18 protein-coding genes and 1 pseudogene are annotated in these 18,453 nt (G+C 71.4%); 2 read left to right on the top strand and 17 right to left on the bottom strand.

Annotated features, from left to right (window positions below; all coding sequences use genetic code 11):
- Positions 1–25: 25 nt before the first annotated feature.
- From ACFULQ_RS32035 to ACFULQ_RS32020, 4 genes are read right to left on the bottom strand one after another with little or no spacing between them, the layout of a single operon-like run.
- Positions 26–784, bottom strand: coding sequence for an amino acid ABC transporter ATP-binding protein (locus tag ACFULQ_RS32035; RefSeq protein ID WP_383550683.1), 759 nt, complete (start codon positions 782–784; stop codon positions 26–28).
- A complete protein-coding gene (locus ACFULQ_RS32030) occupies positions 781–1,431 on the bottom strand; it encodes an amino acid ABC transporter permease (RefSeq protein WP_383550681.1) in 651 nt (216 codons plus the stop codon). The genes ACFULQ_RS32035 and ACFULQ_RS32030 overlap by 4 nt, the downstream gene beginning before the upstream one ends.
- The gene (locus ACFULQ_RS32025) at positions 1,431–2,168 is read right to left on the bottom strand and encodes an amino acid ABC transporter permease (RefSeq protein ID WP_383550679.1); all 738 of its coding nucleotides are present in this window, start codon (positions 2,166–2,168) and stop codon (positions 1,431–1,433) included. The genes ACFULQ_RS32030 and ACFULQ_RS32025 overlap by 1 nt, the downstream gene beginning before the upstream one ends.
- A 21-nt stretch (positions 2,169–2,189) precedes the next feature.
- Positions 2,190–2,984 (bottom strand): transporter substrate-binding domain-containing protein, encoded by a 795-nt coding sequence (locus ACFULQ_RS32020; RefSeq protein ID WP_383550677.1) that lies wholly within the window; start codon positions 2,982–2,984, stop codon positions 2,190–2,192.
- A gap of 201 nt (positions 2,985–3,185) precedes the next feature.
- Between ACFULQ_RS32020 and ACFULQ_RS32015 the strand changes: the two genes are divergently transcribed.
- Positions 3,186–3,998 carry an IclR family transcriptional regulator gene (locus tag ACFULQ_RS32015; protein ID WP_383550675.1) on the top strand — a complete coding sequence of 271 codons (813 nt, stop codon included), beginning with the start codon at positions 3,186–3,188 and terminating at the stop codon, positions 3,996–3,998.
- A 92-nt stretch (positions 3,999–4,090) separates the two neighbouring features.
- Positions 4,091–4,927: pseudogene (locus ACFULQ_RS32010) on the top strand (D-alanyl-D-alanine carboxypeptidase family protein); the annotation flags it as partial.
- An 83-nt stretch (positions 4,928–5,010) separates the two neighbouring features.
- On the opposite strand, the gene ACFULQ_RS32005 reads toward ACFULQ_RS32010, so the two are convergent.
- The 13 genes from ACFULQ_RS32005 to ACFULQ_RS31945 form a co-directional block, all read right to left on the bottom strand.
- A complete protein-coding gene (locus tag ACFULQ_RS32005) occupies positions 5,011–6,369 on the bottom strand; it encodes a glycosyltransferase 87 family protein (RefSeq protein ID WP_383550673.1) in 1,359 nt (452 codons plus the stop codon).
- Positions 6,366–7,769 (bottom strand): polyprenol phosphomannose-dependent alpha 1,6 mannosyltransferase MptB, encoded by a 1,404-nt coding sequence (gene mptB, locus ACFULQ_RS32000; protein WP_383550671.1) that lies wholly within the window; start codon positions 7,767–7,769, stop codon positions 6,366–6,368. Before mptB ends, ACFULQ_RS32005 begins: the two co-directional genes overlap by 4 nt.
- Positions 7,770–7,990: 221 nt before the next feature.
- A complete protein-coding gene (locus ACFULQ_RS31995; protein ID WP_383550669.1) occupies positions 7,991–8,920 on the bottom strand; it encodes a glutaminase in 930 nt (309 codons plus the stop codon).
- 56 nt (positions 8,921–8,976) lie between these two features.
- Positions 8,977–10,389 carry an aspartate ammonia-lyase gene (aspA, locus tag ACFULQ_RS31990; RefSeq protein WP_383550667.1) on the bottom strand — a complete coding sequence of 471 codons (1,413 nt, stop codon included), beginning with the start codon at positions 10,387–10,389 and terminating at the stop codon, positions 8,977–8,979.
- Between the two features lie 115 nt (positions 10,390–10,504).
- Positions 10,505–11,521 (bottom strand): asparaginase, encoded by a 1,017-nt coding sequence (locus ACFULQ_RS31985; protein WP_383550665.1) that lies wholly within the window; start codon positions 11,519–11,521, stop codon positions 10,505–10,507.
- 133 nt (positions 11,522–11,654) lie between these two features.
- Positions 11,655–13,109: an amino acid permease gene (locus ACFULQ_RS31980; RefSeq protein WP_383550663.1), complete on the bottom strand. Its 1,455-nt coding sequence runs from the start codon at positions 13,107–13,109 to the stop codon at positions 11,655–11,657.
- Positions 13,106–13,843: a FadR/GntR family transcriptional regulator gene (locus ACFULQ_RS31975; protein ID WP_383550661.1), complete on the bottom strand. Its 738-nt coding sequence runs from the start codon at positions 13,841–13,843 to the stop codon at positions 13,106–13,108. Before ACFULQ_RS31975 ends, ACFULQ_RS31980 begins: the two co-directional genes overlap by 4 nt.
- A gap of 799 nt (positions 13,844–14,642) precedes the next feature.
- Positions 14,643–15,479, bottom strand: a complete 837-nt coding sequence (locus ACFULQ_RS31970; RefSeq protein ID WP_383550660.1) for an undecaprenyl-diphosphate phosphatase — start codon at positions 15,477–15,479, stop codon at positions 14,643–14,645.
- Between the two features lie 74 nt (positions 15,480–15,553).
- A complete protein-coding gene (gene crcB / locus ACFULQ_RS31965) occupies positions 15,554–15,928 on the bottom strand; it encodes a fluoride efflux transporter CrcB (protein ID WP_383550658.1) in 375 nt (124 codons plus the stop codon).
- Entirely contained in the window at positions 15,925–16,317 is a 393-nt protein-coding gene (locus ACFULQ_RS31960; RefSeq protein ID WP_383550656.1) for a DUF190 domain-containing protein, read from the bottom strand. Before ACFULQ_RS31960 ends, crcB (ACFULQ_RS31965) begins: the two co-directional genes overlap by 4 nt.
- Positions 16,314–16,769: a fluoride efflux transporter CrcB gene (gene crcB / locus ACFULQ_RS31955; RefSeq protein WP_383550654.1), complete on the bottom strand. Its 456-nt coding sequence runs from the start codon at positions 16,767–16,769 to the stop codon at positions 16,314–16,316. The genes ACFULQ_RS31960 and crcB (ACFULQ_RS31955) overlap by 4 nt, the downstream gene beginning before the upstream one ends.
- Before the next feature lie 167 nt (positions 16,770–16,936).
- Positions 16,937–17,899: an SMP-30/gluconolactonase/LRE family protein gene (locus tag ACFULQ_RS31950; protein WP_383550652.1), complete on the bottom strand. Its 963-nt coding sequence runs from the start codon at positions 17,897–17,899 to the stop codon at positions 16,937–16,939.
- Positions 17,900–17,927: 28 nt separating this feature from the next.
- Positions 17,928–18,215, bottom strand: a complete 288-nt coding sequence (locus ACFULQ_RS31945; protein ID WP_383550650.1) for a winged helix-turn-helix domain-containing protein — start codon at positions 18,213–18,215, stop codon at positions 17,928–17,930.
- Positions 18,216–18,453: the final 238 nt, after the last annotated feature.

Genomic DNA, 18,453 nt, shown 5'->3' with positions numbered 1-18,453 from the left:
TCCGGCGGGGTGTGGTGACGAACCCTCACGTGTCCAGCACCCGGTGCAGGAACTGCTGGGTGCGTGGCTCGGCGGGGCTGCCGAACACCTGCTCCGGCGGGCCCTGTTCGAGGACGACGCCGCCGTCCATGAAGACGACCCGGTCGGCGGTGTCCCGCGCGAACCGCATCTCGTGGGTGACCACGACCATCGTCATCCCCTCCTCGGCGAGGGAGCGCATGACGCCGGTGACCTCGCCGACCAGCTCCGGGTCGAGCGCGGAGGTCGGCTCGTCGAAGAACATGATCGCCGGGTCCATGGCGAGGGCGCGGGCGATGGCGACGCGCTGCTGCTGGCCTCCGGAGAGCTGCGCCGGGTAGGAGTCCGCCTTGTCGGCGAGACCGACCCGGGCCAGCACCTCGCGTCCGCGCCGGTCCGCCTCGGCCTTGCCGAGTCCGCGCACCTTGAGCAGCGCCAACGTGACGTTGCCCAGGGCGGTCCTGTGCGGGAAGAGGTTGAACTGCTGGAAGACCATGCCGACATGGCCGAAGATCTCGGGCGCGCGCTTGCGGTCGTGCAACGGCACGTCGTTGACCCAGACCTCGCCGCTGTCGGCGCGCTCGAGGTCGCACATGATGCGCAGAAGGGTGGACTTGCCGGAGCCGCTGGCGCCGATGAGGACGACGACCTCGCCGGGTGCCACGTCGATGTCGACGCCCTTGAGGACCTCCAGGTTCCCGAAGCGCTTGTGGACGCCGGTCAGGGAGACGCTCGCGGTCTGCCGGTCGGTGAGGGTGCTGGTCATGCGAGGACGGCCTTTCTCTCCATCCGCCGTACCAGGACCGACAGCGGATAGCAGATGACGAAGTACAGGACGGCGACGGCGAGATAGGAGGTGCCGGGGTCGCCGACGCGGTCGATGACGGCCTGTCCCTGGCGCACCAGTTCGACGTAGCCGATGACCACGGCGATCGAGGTGTCCTTGATCAGGGAGAGGTACTGGCCGACCAGCGGGGGCAGCACGATCGCGCGGGTCTGCGGCAGGATCACGCTCAGGAAGGTCCGCACCCGCCCGAGCCCGAGGACGCGCGCGGCCTCCCACTGGCCGCGCGGGACGGCCTCGATGCCGGCCCGGAAGATCTCCGCGATGTAGGCGCCCTGGTAGAGGGTGAGGGCGAGCAGTGCGGCACCGAACACGGTGACGCCGAAACCGCTCAGGTAGGCCGCGCCGAAGTAGATGAACAGCATCTGGATCAGCAGCGGGGTGCCGCGGAACACTTCCAGGTAGCCGCGGGCGAGCTGGGCCAGCACCGGGATCCGGCTGGTGCGCACGGCGGCGACGAGCAGTCCGGTGAGCGTGGCGGTGGCGATGGCCGCCAGCGACAGCAGGACCGTGGCCCACAGCCCGGAGAGGTAGAGGTCGCGGTTGTCGGAGACGATCGACCAGTCCATCAGGCCTCCTTGCGGCGCGGAAGGGCCGGCAGCAGCCGTCGTACGGCGTCCAGGGGCCGGGGGCGTACGGCGGCGGGACGCAGCGGCGGCTTGAAGGCCATCCGGCCCACCAGCCCGGCCGCGAGCACGACCAGGTTGGTCAGGATGAGGTAGAGGATCGCCGCGATGCCGAAGACCTGGACGGTCAGCAGGGTGCGGGAGTTGATGACCATCGAGGTGCCGGTGAGTTCGGGGACCGAGATCGCCGACAGCAGCGAGGAGCCCAGGATGATCTGGACGAGCTGGTTGACCACGGCCGGGTAGACGTTGCGCAGCGCCTGGGGCAGCACCACGTGGGTGAAGGCGCGTCCGGGGCTCAGCGCCAGGACGCGGGCCGCCTCGCGCTGGCCGCGGGGTACGGCCTGGATGCCGGCCCGGAAGATCTCCGTGAGGTACGCGCCCACGTTGACGCCGAGAGCGAGGACACCTGCCTGGACCGGGGTGAGCCGCAGGCCCGCGGAGGGCAGCGCGAAGTAGGCGACGAACATCTGGAGCAGGACAGGGGTGTTGCGGATGACCTCGACGTAGACGGCGGCGACCGCCCGCAGGACCGCATGGCGGGATCTGCGGGCGGCGGCGCCGAGGAGGCCGAGGGCGCATGCCAGGGCGAAGGCGGCCAGCGACAGGCGCAGCGTGAGCCAGGCCGCGTCGACGTAGGTGGTCCAGTCCCTCAGGGCGTACGTCCAGTCGGTGAGCATGAGTACTCCTCAACAGGCCGTTCAGTACGAGGGGTTGAGCGGGAAGGAGCGGCTGACGCCGAACCACTTCTTGTACAGGGCGTCGGCCTGGCCCGAGGTGTTGAACTCGCGCAGCCAGGTGTCCACCCACTGGATCCAGGTGGCGTCGCCGAGCGGGAGGCCGATGCCGTTGTACTCCAGCGGGACGACGGAGTCCTTGGTGACCTTCAGCGAGGGGTCCAGCTTGGCCTGGTAGTTGAGGAAGTTGGAGTCCTCGACCATGGCGTCGGCCTGTCCCTGCTTGACCGCGAGAACGGCCGCAGAGGAGGTGTCGTACTCCTGGATCTTCGCCTGCGGGTTGCCGGCCTTGACCGCGTCGCCGTTGGTGGAGCCCTTGGTGACGGCGACGGTCTTGCCGGTGAGGTCCTTGAGCGTGGAGATGCCGCTGGACTTCTTCACCAGCATGACCTCGCCCGCGACGATGTACGGGTCGCTGAAGGAGACCTGCTTGGCCCGTTCGGCGGTGGTGGTGAAGTTGCAGACGACCGCGTCGACCTTCTTGGTCTGGAGGTTCGGGATGCGGTTGGCGGAGGTCGTGTCGACGATCTTCACCTTGACGCCGAGGGCGGTGGCCATGGCGGTGGCCACGTCGACGTCGAAGCCCTGCGGCTTGTTGTCCTTGCTCGTCGAGCCGAACGGCGGGAACGTCAGACAGCTGGCCACGTTGAGGGTGCCGCGCTTGACGACCTCCTGGAGGGTCGAGGACTGCGCGGAGGAGGACGAGCCGGTCGAGCCCGCGGCGGAGGTGCACGCGGACAGCAGTGCGGCACCGGTCACACTGACGCAAATCACCATCAAAGGCCGGGTACGGTGGCGAAATCTCATGAGGGGGCACCCTTCGGGGGGACGGGTTCTGCATTGCAAAACAACGTTTCGTAATGCGTTGCGCAGAAGCTAGCCCTGAGTTTTCAGGACCGTCAACCACCGATTTCAATATGTGATACTGCGTTTTGCTATGCAGCACGCTAGGATGCCCGCATGGTCACCGCCGACGACTCCGCACCCCGCCGCAACGCCTCGTCCTCCCTGCGCCGCGCCCTCGGCATCCTGATGTACCTGGCCGAGGACCGAAGTCATCCGCACGGCGCCACCCTCAGCGACCTCGCCACCGGGCTGGAGATGAGCAAGAGCACCGTCCTCAGGCTGGTCGCCCCGCTCAGGGACGTGCGGCTGGTCGACCAGGACCCGGAGTCCGGCCGCTACCGACTCGGCCCGCACAACGCCCTGCTCGGCCAGGCCTATCTGGAGCGACGCGACACCCGCCGGATCACCGCCCCCGCACTGCACCGGCTGGCCGAGGAGAGCGGTGAGACCGTCCACCTGGTGAGCTTCGACCCTCCGGAGATCGTCTACATCGACAAGGTGGAGAGCCCGCGGGCGGTGCGCATGCACTCCCGGATCGGCGGCCGGCTGCCCGCCTACTGCACGGCGACCGGCAAGGTGTTCCTCGCCCACGCCAGGCAGGACGTGGTCGACACGGTGATGGCGGCGGGCATGCCGGCCCGCACGCCGACCACCATCACGACCCCCGACAAGCTGCTCGCCGAGCTCGACCGGATCCGGGAGCGCGGATACGCCGTCGACGACGTCGAGAACGAACAGGACATCCGCTGCGTCGCCGCGCCGGTCCACGACCACACCGGCGCGGTCACCACCGCGGTCAGCATCTCGGGCCCCGCGGCCCGGGTCACCCGCGAACGGCTGCCCGAACTGGGCACACTGCTCATGTCCGCCACGCGCACCATCACCGCGGACCTGGGGGGCGCGGCACGGGAGCCCGCACAGGACTGACACACCGGCAGACGTGTGGCATCCGGGTGCTCACGGACGCTCTTCGGCCCGGGCAGCGCGATGTGGGGAGGGTCCGTTTCTAGCTTTGCGGTATGACAATCGGATTTCCCTCCCGGATTGCCGTCCCGGCCTGCGCCCTGTGCATGACGGGACTGCTGGTGCTCGCTCCCGCCACGGCGGCCGCGCACACGGGCTCCGGACCCGACGCGCCCAGCGGGCCACGCACCACGGCCGTGTCACCGGCCCTGCTCTACGACTCCGGCACCCAGGTCCGCCCGCACCGGGGCGCACCCCGCCTCCCGGCCCTGTCCGCGCTGTCGTGGGTGGTGGCCGACGCCCACAGCGGGGAGGTCCTCGCGGCCCACGACGCCCACCGCAGACTGCCGCCGGCCAGCACGCTCAAGACCCTGTTCGCGCTGACCGTGCTGCCGACGCTGCCCGGTGGGCTCCGGCACACGGTCGAGCCGGCGGATCTGGCGGGCATCGGGCCCGGCAGCAGTCTGGTCGGGGTCGCCGAGGGCGAGACCTACCAGGTCGCGGACCTGTGGCGCGGGGTCTTCCTCAACTCCGGCAACGACGCCGTGCACGTCCTGGCCCGGCTCAGCGGCGGCTGGCGCGCGGCGGCCATCCGGATGCAGGCCAAGGCCAGGGCGCTGGGCGCCCGTGACACCCATGTCCGCTCCCCCGACGGCTACGACACCCCGGGCCAGGTCTCCTCGGCGTACGACCTCGCGGTCTTCGGCCGGGCGGGGCTGCGCAACGCCGACTTCGCCCGGTACTGCGGCACCGCCACGGCCCGGTTCCCCGGCCGTGGCGGATGGTCGTACGGGATCCAGAACACCAACCGGCTGCTGACCGGCGCCAACGGCGTGGCCCGCTACGACGGGCTGATCGGCGTCAAGAACGGCTACACGAGCCACGCGGGCAACACACTGATCGCCGCCGCCCACCGGGGTGATCGCACCCTCGTCGTCACGGTGATGAACCCCCAGTCGGGCGGCGGCTTCACGGTCTACGAGGAGGCGCGGGAACTGCTCGACTGGGGCTTCGCCGCGGGCGGGCGGGTCGATCCGGTGGGCTCCCTGGACGCGCTGCGGGCGCGGCCCAGGCCGGGGCCCGAGGTCGTGCCGGTCGCGGCGGCGGTGTCGCCGCCGCGGGGCGAGGGGCCCGGCTGGCTGGAGACCTGGGCCATCCTGGGCGCGGCCGGGCTCGGGGCGGGATCGATGGCCTTGGCGCTGCGGTCCCGGTTCGGGCGTGCGGTCCGGGGCTGACCGGCCGGCAGCCACAGCAGCAGGCCGAGGGTGATCCACGCGTACGTGTTGCTGCCGAGGAAGCCGTCGACGCCGGACGCGTCGTCGAACCACAGCCACACCACGCTGGTGCACAGCACGGCGTACAGGGCGCCCGCGATCCGTGGGTGCCCCGCGCGCACGAGGACGGCGAACGAGGGCAGCAGCCACACCAGATGGTGGACCCAGGTGATCGGGCTGACCAGACAGGCGGTCAGCCCGGTCAGCGCGAACGCGGCCGTCCAGTCCCCCACCGCCGCGGCCCGCCGCGCCCGTACGGCCCACACGCACAGGGTCAGCAGCACGGCCACCGCCCACACCGCGCGATCCGTTTCGCCGAGCCGGGCCAGGATGCCCTGCAACGACTGGTTGGAGACGTAGTCCAGGCGGCCCACCCTGGCCGTGTCCCACAGGGCGTCGGTCCAGTAGAAGCGCGAGGCGTCCGGGGCCACGACGGCCGCGAACCCCGTCGCCGCCAGGGCCACCACCGTGGCGAGGGCCGCAGCGCGCCAGCGCCTGGCGACCAGGAGCAGGCCGATGAAGAGGGCCGGTGTCAGCTTCACCGCGGCGGCCAGCCCGATCCCGACACCAGCCAGGCGTGCGCGGCCGGTCGCCAGCAGCCACGCGTCGCCGAGGACGAGGGCCAGCAGAAGAAGGTTCACCTGGCCGAAGCTGAAGGTGTCGCGCAGCGGTTCGAACAGCGCGAGCACACAGGCGCCCAGGGCGCAGCCGTACCAGCCGTGGCGCCGCCAGGCCCGGCCGGTGAGAAGACGCACGACCACGGCCAGCGCGGCCAGGTTGAGCAGCAGGCCGACGGCGATCGCGGTGCGCAGGTCGAGCAGGGCCATCGGCAGCATGGCGACGGCGGCGAACGGCGGGTAGGTGAAGCCGTACGTCGTCCCCGGCACCCGGTAGTCGTAGAGCCGTCCGCCGTGGTGGATCCAGGTGTCGACGGCTCCGTGGTAGACGCGCAGGTCGAACCAGTCGCGCAGCAGCGGCACGGTCGCCGTGAAGGCGGTGACCGCGGCGGCGAGGGTCAGGACCAGCGCCAGGCGGCCGCGGTCCGTGCCCGGCGCCCTCATGCCGGGTGTCCCGTCGCCGCGGTCCGCGCGGTCTGGTGGGCCTGGACGAGCACGACCAGGGCGAGCACTCCCCCCGACACGGCCAGGACCAGTTGGCCGCCGTCGGCCGGGCCGCCGCTCGGCAGGGTGGCGAGAGCGAGCACCCCCGTCACGGCGGCCACCCGGTGCCGTACCGAGGCGCTGGGCGCGGCGGCCGCTATGAGGAACAGGCCCCACAGGGCGTACCAGGGGCGGATCGCGGGGCCGAGGGCCGCGACGGTGGCGAGGCTCAGGCCGAGGGCGTAGACGGGTCGTGGGCGAAGGCGCAGCCATATGCAGCCGATGACGGCGACCGCGAGGGCGACCCCGAGAACGTGCCAGACCGGGACGGCCAGTGGGGCCAGGTCGCTGCCGAGGCGTTCAAGGAGCGCCGCGGTGGCCCGGCCGAGGAGGCTGGTCAGGGCCCAGTTGCCGGTGGAGACGGGGGTGTTGAGGGCGCCTATCCAGCCGTAGCCGGTGCCCGCCACGGCCGTCGCGGCGACCGTGGTGGCGGCGGCCGACGCGGCGGCGGTCAGGACGGCTCTCGCCGGTCGGTCGCCGGCCCGGATCCGCAGGACGACGATCGCCGCGAGCCCGAGCACGGCGGGCGCCTTGACCAGCGCGGCCAGCGTCACGAGGACGGCGCCCAGGATCGGCCACCGCCCCAGCGCGGCGACCAGGCCGAGGCCGAGCAGACCGAGCATGACGGCGTCGTTGTGGGCGCCCGCGACCAGGTGGAGCAGCACGAGCGGGTTGAGCGCGCCGAGCCAGAGCGCGGCGGCCGGGTCGGCGCCGCTGTGCCGGGCGAGCCGGGGCAGGGCGGCCGCCATGAGGGCCACGCCGAGCAGCGCGACGAGCCGCATCCCGAACAGACCGGCGGGGAGTTCACCCCGGGACGCCTTCGCGAGGGCGGAGGCCAGGCTGAGGAACACGGGCCCGTACGGGGCGGCCGTGTCGCGCCACATGGGGGCGACCTCGTCGGCGAGGGGACCGCCGAGGAGAGCGGGGCCGTGGGAGTAGACGTCCATGTGGGCGTCGGCCATGGCGCCCTGGGCGAGGTAGCTGTAGACGTCCCTGCTGAACAGGGGCGGCGCGAGGAGCAGCGGAACCGACCAGATGACGAGGACGGCCATGAGTTCACGGGTGCTCGGCCGGGTCGAGGGGTCGCGCACCAGGCGGCCGAGCAGCAGCCAGGCCGCGATCAGGAGCACGACACCGAAGTAGGCGCCCACCAGGCCCAGCGCGGCCTGGGGCGAGGCCGGGGTGAGGAGTTCGCGTACGGGGAGGGCTCCCGCGGTCTCACCCCCTGCGGCGAGGAACGCGGTGCCGACCAGACCGAGGATCTGGCAGCGGCGGAGATCGACGGAAACGTTGGCCAACACATCGGCAGCGTGGCAGTTTCGGGTGGCTGGAAGGCGACGCGGTGGCGACCGGGGTGTGACCGGTGCGGGCCGGTTGCCGGCGCTTCGGGGATGGCCGGTTGCTGGCGCTCGGGGGACGGCCGGTTGCTCGCGCTCCGGGGATGGCCGGTTGCTGGCGCTCGGGGGACGGCCGGTTGCTCGCGCTCGGGGGACGGCCCGTTGGTCGCGCTCGGGAGGACCCGTCAGAACACCGACAGGCCCGTCAGCGTGGTGAACCGGTCCAGGGCCGCCACTCCCGCCACCGAGTTGCCGCGCTCGTCCAGGCCCGGGCTCCACACGCACAGCGTGCAGCGGCCCGGCACCACCGCGATGATGCCGCCGCCCACACCGCTCTTCCCCGGCAGGCCCACCCGGTAGGCGAAGTCGCCCGCCGCGTCGTACGTCCCGCAGGTCAGCATGATCGCGTTGATCTGCTTGGCCTGGCTGAGGGTGAGGAGGCGGGTGCCGTCGGCGCGGATGCCGTGGCGGGCCAGGAAGGTGGTGGCGAGGGCCAGGTCGGCACAGGACGCCCGGACCGAGCACTGGCGGAAGTACTGGTCGAGCAGGGTGGGGATGTCGTTGTCGATGTTGCCGTACGCGGCCATGAAGTGGGCCAGGGCCGCGTTGCGGTCGCCGTGCGCCGACTCGGAGGCGGCCACCTCCTCGTCGAAGCCCAGCTCCGGGTTGCCGCTCTCCTCGCGCAGGAAGGACAGCAGGGCGCCCGCCGCGTCTCCGGTACGGCTGTGCAGGCGGTCGGTGACGACGAGGGCGCCCGCGTTGATGAACGGGTTGCGCGGGATGCCGTTCTCGTACTCCAGCTGCACCAGGGAGTTGAAGGGGTTGCCGGAGGGCTCCCGGCCCACGTGCTCCCAGAGTTCGTCGCCCTCGCGGGCCAGGTCGAGCGCGAGGGTGAAGACCTTGGTGATGGACTGCGTGGAGAACGGCTCCCGCCAGTCCCCGACCCCGTACACCGTGCCGTCCAGCTCCGCGACGGCCATGCCGAAACTGCGCGGGTCACAGGCGGCGAGCGCCGGGATGTAGTCGGCGGCGCGGCCGCGGCCGGGGGTGCGTTCGATCTCCTCGGCGATGCGCTCCAGGACCGGCTGGAAGGTGAGCGACGACGTCGTTGTCATGATCACTATTGTGCCTCCGAGCCGGTTCCGGTGCGTGTCGCCGCAGGTGGGGGTGGTCAGGCCAGCGGCGAGCGGGTGCCTGCGACGATCTCCGGGCGCAGCAGGTCGGCGAGCGTCTCGGCGGGCAACAGGCCCTTCTCCAGCACGAGTTCGGCGACCCCGCGGCCCGTGGCGAGGGCCTCCTTGGCGATGTCCGTGGCGGCCGTGTAGCCGATGTGCGGGTTGAGGGCGGTGACCAGGCCGATGGAGTTCTCGACGGTCCGGCGCAGTGCCTCGGTGTTGGCGGTGATGCCGTCCACGCAGCGCTCGGCGAGGGTCAGGCAGGCCGCGCGCAGGTGGGTGATGGACTCGGAGAGGGAGTGCAGGATGATCGGCTCGAAGGCGTTGAGCTGGAGCTGTCCGGCCTCCGCCGCCATCGTGATGGTCACGTCGTTGCCGATCACCTCGAAGGCAACCTGGTTGACGACCTCGGGGATCACCGGGTTGACCTTGCCGGGCATGATCGACGAACCGGCCTGCACGGGCGGCAGGTTGATCTCGCCGAGACCGGCCCGCGGACCCGACGACAGCAGCCGCAGGTCGTTGCAGCTCTTGCTCAGCTTGACCGCGATCCGCTTCAGTACACCGGACATCTGGACGAACGCCCCGCAGTCCTGGGTCGCTTCGACCAGGTTGGCGGCGGTGACCAGCGGCAGCCCGGTGATCTCGGCGAGGTGACGGCGGGCCGACTCGGCGTATCCGACAGGAGCGTTGAGCCCTGTCCCGATGGCCGTGGCCCCCAGGTTGATCTCATGGATCAACTGGACGGCCTCGTCAAGACGGCTGCGATCCTCGTCCATCATGACGGCATAGGCGGAGAACTCCTGACCGAGCGTCATGGGCACCGCGTCCTGCAACTGTGTACGGCCCATCTTGAGCACCTCACGGAACTCGACTGCCTTGCGGGCGAAGGAGTCCTGCAGTACAGCCATCGCCTTGAGCAGTCCATGTACCGCGAAGACCGTCGCGATCTTGACGGCGGTCGGGTAGACGTCATTGGTCGACTGCCCCAGGTTGACGTCCTCGTTGGGGTGCAGGAACGAGTACTGCCCCTTCTCGTGCCCCAGCAGCTCCAACGCCCGGTTCGCGATGACCTCGTTGGCGTTCATGTTGGTCGAGGTGCCGGCCCCGCCCTGGATCACGTCGACCACGAACTGGTCGTGCAGCTTCCCGTCGCGGATCTCCCGACAGGCCTCGACGATCGCGGCCGCCTTGCGAGGCTCCAGCAGCCCCAGCTCCTCATTGGCCAGCGCGGCGGCCTCCTTGACCGCGGCGAGGGCGTCGATCAGATGGGGGTAAGCCGAGATCGGAGTACCGGTGATGGGGAAGTTCTCGGTGGCCCGCAGGGTGTGCACACCCCAGTAGGCGTCGGCGGGTACGTCTCGATCACCGAGCAGGTCGTGCTCACGGCGACTGACGGCGGCGTTCATGAGGGAGCGGTTCCTTCTTCCAGGAGGGTTCAGGTGAGTTTGTTCAGGGGCGCGGGGAACTGCGCAACAAGCCACGACGGACCCGCACCCGCAGAACGACGTGGGGACCGAGCTCTTAGGCGCAGGCAGACACGGAAACGGGGTCCAGCGAACGAACGGGCCGCACAGACCCGACCTCCACGCCGCCCCCGAGCAGCGCCTCCCCCTGGAACTCCGTGAGCAACTCCGCCGAGACCCCGGCACGGGCAAGCGCCGCCGCCGCCACCGGAACCCGCGCCCGGTTCGCACCGTCGGAGATCTTCACGGCGACCGCCCGCCCGTCGGGCAGCGCGGCGACCTGCACGCCCTCGAACCCGTCCTTGGCCAGCAGCCCCGGCACCGCCTGCATCAGCGCGGCCACGTCCCGCCCCGCCCCGGACGCCATCTCCGGATGCGTACGCATCGCGTCGGCGACCTGTGCCTCGGGAGTGCCGGGTGCGGCGGACGTGATCCGGGCGGCGGCCCGTGCCAGACCGTGCAGGGACACGGAGAACAGCGGCGCACCGCACCCGTCCACCGTCACCCGTGCGATCCGCTGCCCGGTCAGGTCCTCCACGATCTCGGCGATCGCCTGCTGGAGCGGGTGCGAGGGGTCGAGGTATCCCTCCAGGGGCCAGTCGTTGAGCACGCACGTGTACAGCATCGCCGCGTGCTTCCCGGAGCAGTTCTGCGCGAGCCGGGACGGCCCGCGCCCCTCCCGGATCCACTCGTCCCGCACGGCCGAACCGAACGGCATGTCCGGGACGTTGCGCAGGGCGTCCTCGGAGATTCCCGCCAGGTCCAGGATCCGCCGCGCCCCGGCGAGATGGCGTTCCTCGCCGGAGTGGCTGGCCGCGGTGAGCGAGAGGAGCTCGCCGTCGAGCGGCAGCCCGGCCCGGACCATGGCGACGGCCTGGACCGGCTTGAGCGCCGAGCGCGGATAGAACGCGGCCTCGATGTCTCCGAGCTGGAAGCGGACCTCCCCGTCGCGGCCGAGGACCACGACGGAGCCGTAGTGGGTGCCCTCGATCAGGCCACCGCGGATGAGGTGGGCGACCGGAGCGTGGAGGGGCTCACGGACAAGGGGTGCGTCCGCGACGGAACTGCTGAACATCACTGCCTGCTTCTCGGGAGGCGCCACGCGGGTCTCGCGCCGGCGCCGGCGGGTGGGGTCTGGGTCATCTCGTGGTTCGCGGCCACGCCCGCGTGGACGCCGGCGGGTTCGGCCCCGGCGCCCACGCGGGCGCTCACGCCTCGGAGCCGGTGTCCCCGGTTCCGATGGCCGCTCGGGCGACCCGGCCGCGGACCGCGTACCAGCCGGCGACCAGGGCTCCGACGATCAGCGGGAGGCACAGCACGGTGGTGCGGCCGGCGCCGCCGTCGGCGTACATGAGGACCAGGACGGAGGCGAGGAAGGCCAGCGTCACGAGTTCGGTCCAGGGGGAGCCCGGCAGTCGGTAGCCGGGGCGGGTGAGTTCGCCCTTCTCGGTCTTCTGCCAGAAGAGCAGGTGGCAGATCATGATCATGCCCCAGGTGGCGAGGATGCCGATGGCGGCGAAGTTCAGCACGATCTCGAACGCGTCGGCGGGGACGACGTAGTTGAGGCCGACGCCGAGGACGCAGATGCCGCTGGTGAGCAGGATGCCGCCGTAGGGGACCTGGCTGCGGCTCATCACGGAGGTGAACCTCGGGGCCGAGCCGGACATGGCCATGGAGCGCAGGATGCGGCCGGTGGAGTACAGGCCGGAGTTGAGCGAGGACATGGCCGCGGTGAGGACGACGAGGTTCATCACGCCGCCCGCCGCCGGGATGCCGATGTTCGACAGCACGGTCACGAAGGGGCTTTCGCCGGCTGTGTACTTGTTCCACGGCAGCAGCATCGAGAGCAGGACGACCGAGCCGACGTAGAAGAGGCCGACGCGCCACATGATCGAGTTGATCGCCTTCGGCATGATCTGCTCGGGGTTCTCGGTCTCGCCCGCGGCGACGCCGACCAGTTCGACGGAGGCGTAGGCGAAGACGACGCCCTGGATGATCAGCAGCATGGGCAGCAGGCCGTTGGGGAAGATGCCGCCGTTGTCGGTGATCAGGGCCGGGCCGGGGTGGTGGCCGTCGATCGGGTGCTGGGTGGCCAGCAGGAAGATGCCGATCAGCAGGAACGCCACGAGCGCGCCCACCTTGATGATGGCGAACCAGAACTCCAGCTCGCCGAACATCTTCACGGAGATGAGGTTCACCGTGAGGACGACCGCGAGGGCGATGAGTGCGAGCACCCACTGCGGGATGTCGGCGAACATGCCCCAGTAGTGGGTGTAGAGGGCGACCGCGGTGATGTCGGCGATGCCGGTGGTGGCCCAGTTCAGGAAGTACATCCAGCCGGCGACGTAGGCGCCCTTCTCGCCGAGGAACTCCCGGGCGTACGACACGAAGGCGCCGGACGAGGGCCGGTACAGGACCAGTTCGCCCAGCGCCCGGACGACCAGGAAGGCGAAGACGCCGCAGACCGCGTAGGCGATGAACAGGGAGGGGCCGGCGTCGGCGAGGCGGCCGCCGGCACCGAGGAAGAGGCCGGTGCCGATCGCGCCACCGATGGCGATCATGTTGACGTGCCGGGACTTCAGCGACTTGCTGTAGCCCTCGTCTCCGGCGTCGACATGGCCGGAACGTTTCTGCACATCGTCGTGCAGGCTCTGCTCGCTCACGCCTGGGGTTCGCCTTCCGTGGAGGTGTCCGCATCCGTGCGCGGGGATCGCACGATGTCGGTGAGGGTGGTCTCGACGCGGTCGAGGTGATGGGACATCGCCTCCACCGCGTCGTGCTCGGAACCGTCGATCAGCGCCTCGACGATCGCGCGGTGCTCGCGGTTGGACTGCTCCCGGCGGCCGCCCAGTTCGTTGAGGAAGGCCGACTGACGCGCCAGTGCGTCCCGGATCTCCTCGATGACCCGGCGGAAGACCGGGTTCTGGGCGGCCTCGGCCACGGCGAGGTGGAAGAGGGTGTCCATCGCGACCCACGCGGTGGTGTCGGTCTCCCGCTCCATCCGGTCCAGGAGGTGGGCCAGGTGGTCGAGGTTCTCCGGGGTGCGGCGCCTGGCCGCGTACCCGGCGACCGGGATCTCGACGTGCCGGCGCACCTCCAGGAGGTCGCTGGCCACGTAGTCGCCGAAGGTGGGGTCCTCCACCGCGTTGGCCACGACGAAGGTGCCCTTGCCGGTCTTGGAGACGGTCAGCCCCATGGTCTGCAGGGCCCTGAGGGCCTCGCGCAGCACGGGCCGGCTGATCTCCAGGGTCCGGCAGAGCTCCGCCTCGGAGGGGAGCTTGTCGCCGATGGCGTACTCCCCGCGCTCGATGGCACCACGGAGGTGCGCCAACACGGCCTCCATGGCACTGATGCGCCGCGGCGGCTGACTGGCTGTCCGGCTGTCTGACAGGTTCACGGGAGAGATACTCCGGGCGACGGGAGGGTGCTGTCAAGGGGGTGGTTTCCGGGGGGCGGGAGGTGAGCCGCGTGCCGCCCGGCGGCGCGGGGATGTCTCACCGACGGGGTGTAGGGCACTGGCGAGGTGGTTCCCGTGGGGGCGGGAGGTGAGCCGTGTGTCGACCGGCGGCGCGGGGATGCCTCACCGACGGCCTGCAGGGCACGGGCGGGGGCGAGGCGTTCAGAGTCGCGGAACGGACGGACGCCGGGGGGCGGTGGGGCGCGGAGGCGGGCGGTGCCACAGGGGCGCCGGGGCGCGAAGGTGGGCGGCGGTGTTGTGGGTCGGCAGGCCAGGAGCGAGGGCGACCCGAAGTGGCCCGCAGCGCACGGGCCCAGGCCGACATCACACGGCCGACAGGACACAGGCCAGGGCCCACGCCACACGGGCCGGCAGGACGTAGGCCCGGGTCGACGCCTGGTCGACAGGCACAGATGGGCGGACGCTTGATCGGCGGGGCACAGGCCCCGGCCACGCCGCACGGGCCCGTACGGCACAGACGGGCCCACGCCTACCGGCCGGCAGAACCCAGGCCCGCTCGGCGACACCACAAGCGGGCGGATCCGCATGGACCAGCAGGCCTCAAGCGACGGCGACCCGAAGTGGCCCACACGACACACACAGGCCGACACCACGGCCCGCGCCGCGCGGTAGGCGCCGCGCTGACGCGAGCCGACCACCTTCGGGCCCGGCATGGCACCGGCGGCGTGGGTGCAGGCCACGTGGCCAGGGCAGCACCGCCACCGCAGTCCCCCACAAGTCAGCCGGACAGCGTCCCCGTCGTCAGCAGCCCGAACAGGAGCAGGCCCACGACGATGCGGTAGATCACGAAGGCGTTGAAGGAGTGCTTGGCCACGAACTTCAGGAGCCAGGCGATGGAGGCGTAGGCGACGACGAAGGACACCCCCGTGCCGACGGCAAGCGGCGCCGCGCCCACGCCCGCGCCCAGGGCGTCCTTGAGCTCGTAGATGCCGGCGCCGGTGAGGGCGGGGATGCCGAGGAAGAAGGAGAGGCGGGTGGCGGCGACGCGGTCGAGGTCCAGGATGAGGGCCGTCGACATGGTCGCGCCGGAGCGGGAGAAGCCGGGGAAGAGCAGGGCGAGGATCTGCGAGCTGCCGACCAGCATGGCGTCCTTGAAGGAGGTGTCGTCCTCACCCCGCTTGTGCCGCCCCATCTGGTCCGCCGCCCACATCACACCGCTGCCGACGATCAGCGAACCGGCGACCACCCACAGGGAGGCGAGCGGCCCCTCGATGAGCGGCTTGGCGGCGAGACCGACCGCGACGATCGGGACGGTCGCGGCGATCACCCACCACGCGAACTTGTAGTCGTGGTGGTAGCGCTCCTCCTTGTTGAACAGCCCCCTCCCCCACGCGGAGACGATCCGCACGATGTCCTTGAAGAAGTACACGAGCACGGCGGCGATCGCGCCCACCTGGATGACGGCCGAGAACCCGACCACGGCGTCGTCGTCCACGGGGATGTTCATCAGCCCCTCGACGATCTTGAGGTGGCCGGTGGAGGAGACGGGCAGGAACTCGGTCACTCCCTCGACGGCTCCGAGGACGACGGCCTGACCGACGCTGATGACGCTCATGGGATCCAGTTCTTCTCAGGAGAAGGCAGGTGCGGAGGGCACAGTCTTACTACAGATGGGCGAGAACGGATTCCCTACGTCCACACCGCCTGCGCCAGCGCCACCCCCGCGAAGGCCGCTCCCAGACCTGCCACGACACTCGCGGCCACGTTGGCGGCGGCATGGACGCGCGCCCCGGTCTCCGCCAGCCGCAGGGTCTCGTACGAGAAGGTCGAGTACGTCGTCAGCGCCCCGCACAGGCCGGTGCCCAGCAACAGCTGGAGGTGGGCCCCGGCCGCCCCCGCCGCCACCGCGCCGGTCAGCAGGCCGAGGACCAGGCACCCCGTGACGTTGACGACGAAGGTGCCCCAGGGGAAGACCGAGTCGTGCCTCGCCTGGAGCGCGCGGTCGGTGAGATAGCGCAGGGGGGCACCGACCACGGCACCCGCGACGACCAGCAGCCAGTTCACAACAGCTTCTTACCCTTCGTGCCCGTTTTGCCCCGAGTCGGCTCCGAGCGGTCGTCGCGTCCGACGTACCGGATGACCTCGCACGCGTCGAGGGTCACCAGGCCCTCGGTGACGAGTTCGTCGAGCTGCGGCAGGAACTCCCGTACGCGCGTCTCGCTGTCGACGATGACGACGGCCACCGGCAGGTCCTCGCTGAGGGACAGCAGCCGGGAGGTGTGGATGAGGGAGGAGGCGCCGAAGCCCTCGATGCCGTGGAAGACGCTGGCCCCGGCGAGACCGGCGGCGTGGGCGCGGTGCACGATCTCGGTGTAGAGGGGCTTGTGGTGCCAGGTGTCGTTCTCGCCGATGTGGACGGTCAGGCGCAGCGCGCTGCCGGTGAGCCTCGTCATGGCTGCCTCCGCTTCAGGACGCGGCGGGCGGCCGTGGAAGCGAGCGACACCGCCGTGAGGGCCGCGAACAGGGTCGCGGCGAGATAGGCCAGGCCTGTGGCGGGCCGGCCGTGGTCGACGAGTTTCTGGATGTCGACGGCGTAGGTGGAGAAGGTGGTGAAGCCGCCGAGGACGCCGGTGCCGAAGAACGGGCGGACCAGGCGGTGGGCGGCCCACACATCGGTGATGACGACCATGAACACGCCGATGACGGCACAGCCGACGACGTTGGTCCAGAAGGTCGCCCAGGGGAAGCCGCCCGGCTGCGCGGGCCAGTGGAGCGCGAGCGCGTACCGGGCCGTCGCGCCGAGGGCGCCCCCGAGGGCGACCACGGCGACGACCGGCGCCTGCCCCTGCCAGACGGACCGCCGTGCGGGTCGGGCCGGGGCACGCAGGCTCTCCGGGGCTGTCATGGCTGTGTCTCTCCTACTCGCCGGGGCCCGGGCATGCGGGCGCGCTCCATCGCAAGTAGGGACCGTTGGCGGCGCCTTCGCCGCGGTTCGGGTACGGCGGGCCCCACCGCCGCGCCGCGAGGGTGATCGCGACCGAGGACCAGGGTAACGCCGGGCGGCGACCGGGGTCACTTCGCGGCGGGCGGCTCGCACAGCGCGATGCCGCGCTCCCGGAGGCTGCCGAGGACCAGGTGGCCGGAGGCCTCGCAGACGCTTGTGACCATGCGGAAGCGGGAGCGGTGGCGGGTGAGGTGGTGGACGGTACGCCCCTCGTCGTCGACCGCGAGGACGCCGATGAAGCCGGTGGGCCGGTAGGGGGCGGCCACGGCGACGCGGGCGGCGGCTCGGCGGGCGGCCGGGGCGGCGCGGTGCAGCAGGTCGAGCGGGGGGACGCGGGGGCCGGCGAGGGAGACCCAGATCGGTCCGTCGGGTCCGCCGCGCCAGATGTTGTCGGGCATGCCGGGGAGGTTCTCGGCGAGGGGTTCGGCGCGGCCTGCCAGGGGGCCGTCGAGCCAGTAGCGGGTGAGTCGGCGGGCCCCGGTCTCGGCCACGACGAGGAAGGACTCGTCGGCGCTCGCCGCGAGGCCGTTGGCGAACTGGAGCCCCTCCAGGAGGACTTCGGGAGTGTCGTCACCGGGTGCCAGCCGCAGCAGGCGGCCGGTCCCGGTGTGTTCGACGATGTCGCCGATCCACTGGTCGAGGGGGTAACGGCGGCTGGAGACGGTGAAGTACACGCTGCCGTCGGACAGCGCGACCGCGTTGCTGGTGAACCGCAGCTTCTCCCCCGCCACCTCGTCGGCGACGACGCGTACGGAGCCGTCGGCGAGGTCGACGCCCAGCAGTCCGCGTTCGGCGTCGCACACCAACAGGGCGCCGTCCGGGAGGAGTTCGAGGCCGAGCGGCCTGCCGCCGGTCTCGGCGAGGACCTCGACGCGGGGCGCGACGGGTTCCGTGAGGCCGTCGACGCGCAGGATGCGGCCGTCCGCCACGCCGGTCAGGACCCGGCCGCGGGCGTCGGCGACGACGTCCTCGGGGCCCTCGCCGCCGATGTCGACGTAGTGGCGCGGGGTCAGTGCGGTGGGACGGTCCATGTGCTGTCTGCCCTTCCGGTGCGGCCGGCTACCAGCCCTTCTCGAACATGCGCGCCACCTCGGCGATGCGCATCTCGTCGCGACGGTAGTACGTACGCCACCGGATTCTCTTGGTGCGCACCAGGCCGATGTTCACCAGGAGGCCGAGATGGGTCTGGGCGACCGAGCGCGACACGCCGAGCTTGACCGCGACGGCGCGGGCGGAGACGCCGTCCTCGACGGGGTCGATGTGCCGCTGCGGGGGGAAGTGCGCGGCCGGGTCCTTCAGCCACTCCAGGATGTCCTGCCGCCGCCGGCCGGTCGGAGTCCTCAGCATGTCGTCCCCTCCGCCCCTCCTTCTGCGTGTCACCACTGTCCCGCAGTCGCAGCCACCTTGTCCCGGGGGTCGCTGAGCTTGTCCGATATCGAACTCCTCTGCGACAAGGGGCTGTTCGGCGGGTACGGCGATGACCGGGCAGGGTGAAGGCCCCCCAGGCAGGGACGAGGCCCCCGGGCAGGGCTGGGGCTCCCGGGCAGGGCTGGGGCTCCCGGGCAGGGCTGGGGCCCCCTCCGCC

Origin of the sequence: Streptomyces sp. NPDC057253, from assembly GCF_042669125.1 — a bacterium.
In the GTDB taxonomy this organism is placed as follows: Bacteria; Actinomycetota; Actinomycetes; order Streptomycetales; family Streptomycetaceae; genus Streptomyces.
Note: the sequence above shows the minus strand (reverse complement) of the source record. Positions and strands in the feature narration are given on the sequence as shown.

What these genes read in the sequence shown, in the direction of transcription:
- ACFULQ_RS32015 (WP_383550675.1), top strand. Translation starts at nt 3,186, where the DNA reads ATGGTCACCGCCGACGACTCCGCACCCCGCCGCAACGCCTCGTCCTCC.
- ACFULQ_RS32035 (WP_383550683.1), bottom strand. Translation starts at nt 784, where the DNA reads ATGACCAGCACCCTCACCGACCGGCAGACCGCGAGCGTCTCCCTGACC.
- crcB (WP_383550654.1), bottom strand. Translation starts at nt 16,769, where the DNA reads ATGACAGCCCCGGAGAGCCTGCGTGCCCCGGCCCGACCCGCACGGCGG.
- aspA (WP_383550667.1), bottom strand. Translation starts at nt 10,389, where the DNA reads ATGAACGCCGCCGTCAGTCGCCGTGAGCACGACCTGCTCGGTGATCGA.
- ACFULQ_RS31960 (WP_383550656.1), bottom strand. Translation starts at nt 16,317, where the DNA reads ATGACGAGGCTCACCGGCAGCGCGCTGCGCCTGACCGTCCACATCGGC.
- ACFULQ_RS31970 (WP_383550660.1), bottom strand. Translation starts at nt 15,479, where the DNA reads ATGAGCGTCATCAGCGTCGGTCAGGCCGTCGTCCTCGGAGCCGTCGAG.
- ACFULQ_RS32005 (WP_383550673.1), bottom strand. Translation starts at nt 6,369, where the DNA reads ATGAGGGCGCCGGGCACGGACCGCGGCCGCCTGGCGCTGGTCCTGACC.
- ACFULQ_RS32025 (WP_383550679.1), bottom strand. Translation starts at nt 2,168, where the DNA reads ATGCTCACCGACTGGACGTACGCCCTGAGGGACTGGACCACCTACGTC.
- ACFULQ_RS31950 (WP_383550652.1), bottom strand. Translation starts at nt 17,899, where the DNA reads ATGGACCGTCCCACCGCACTGACCCCGCGCCACTACGTCGACATCGGC.
- ACFULQ_RS32030 (WP_383550681.1), bottom strand. Translation starts at nt 1,431, where the DNA reads ATGGACTGGTCGATCGTCTCCGACAACCGCGACCTCTACCTCTCCGGG.
- ACFULQ_RS31985 (WP_383550665.1), bottom strand. Translation starts at nt 11,521, where the DNA reads ATGTTCAGCAGTTCCGTCGCGGACGCACCCCTTGTCCGTGAGCCCCTC.
- ACFULQ_RS31995 (WP_383550669.1), bottom strand. Translation starts at nt 8,920, where the DNA reads ATGACAACGACGTCGTCGCTCACCTTCCAGCCGGTCCTGGAGCGCATC.
- ACFULQ_RS31945 (WP_383550650.1), bottom strand. Translation starts at nt 18,215, where the DNA reads ATGCTGAGGACTCCGACCGGCCGGCGGCGGCAGGACATCCTGGAGTGG.